This window comes from Natrinema soli (assembly GCF_028618695.1).
Genome location: NZ_JAQIVI010000723.1, coordinates 1 through 946, shown reverse-complemented (window position 1 = coordinate 946; position 946 = coordinate 1). Strand labels below are relative to the sequence as shown.

The 946-nt window shown below is 66.3% G+C and carries 1 protein-coding gene and 1 pseudogene; one reads left to right on the top strand and one right to left on the bottom strand.

Annotated elements, in window-relative coordinates:
* Positions 1-227: hypothetical protein (locus tag PGX04_RS31015; protein WP_273742000.1), on the top strand; the 227-nt coding region annotated here is incomplete at its 5' end.
* A gap of 494 nt (positions 228-721) precedes the next feature.
* Here PGX04_RS31015 and rfc read toward each other — a convergent pair.
* Positions 722-946: pseudogene (rfc, locus tag PGX04_RS31010) on the bottom strand (replication factor C small subunit); the annotation flags it as partial.

Sequence of the window (946 nt, the reverse complement as noted above, 5' to 3'; positions counted from 1 at the left end):
CCGGCGACGTTTCCGCGTTCGTCGCCGACTTCAACGAGCACGTCGCCGATCTCGAGGCGGATCTCGTCTCCGACCGGGTGGCCGCGGCGGATGGGACCGGGTTCGAACTCGGGACGGTCGAACGGATCGCCGACGCCCACGGCTGGAACGTCGGCGTCGCCGAAGCGAACGGTCGCCTCACCGTCTCGTTTCGCGGAGTCGAACCGGCCGACGTGGAGGGAGAGTGACTCCGTTCGCGATTTGACCAGCGGTACACGGCTCGAACTGGTGTAACTCAGCCGTTCGTTACAGGGTAGCCACGTCTCACTCGAGACTGGCCACCCGGCGTGCGGTGGCGCGCGCTGTCGACCGGCCGAACGAGAGTGAGGGCGGTCGATGACACTGCGCGAGGGATGAGTGAACGCAAGTGAGCGAATCGGCTGGGGAGGGTGTGGCGATTCCCTGTTGCCACGATAGCAGGACGCCTTGTCCCACCCACTTCTCATCAGTAACCCACTGTTCCGTTCACACAACTCACCGAACAGATAGTATGTTCCGCCCGCTGGCACACCCGAAACCAGCACGACACCTCACCGGCCCCAGCGACATCACTCGCCGGCCGGTCGGTTCGCAAACGGGCCTCGAGAGAGACGCCGAACTAAGACGGACTCCTCTCCGTCAGTTCCGGTGCACCTGAAACCCGTCAGACGGGCGCGCCGGCACACAAACCCAGCGGACCGTCTCAAGCCTCGTTCTCGAGCGCCAGCGACGCCAGCATCGCCTCGAGTTGCAGCCGCTCGTTCGCGCCTTCGGTGATCCGGTAGTCGACCTCGCCCAGGCGCTCGAGCAGGCGGACCGTCGCCCGCTCCGGAATGTCGAACTCCCAGGCGGAGCGGTGGAGCTGGTCGATGACGTCGCCGCCGGCGAGTCCGCGCTCGGTCAGCAGGTCCTCGAGGGCGGCTCGAGC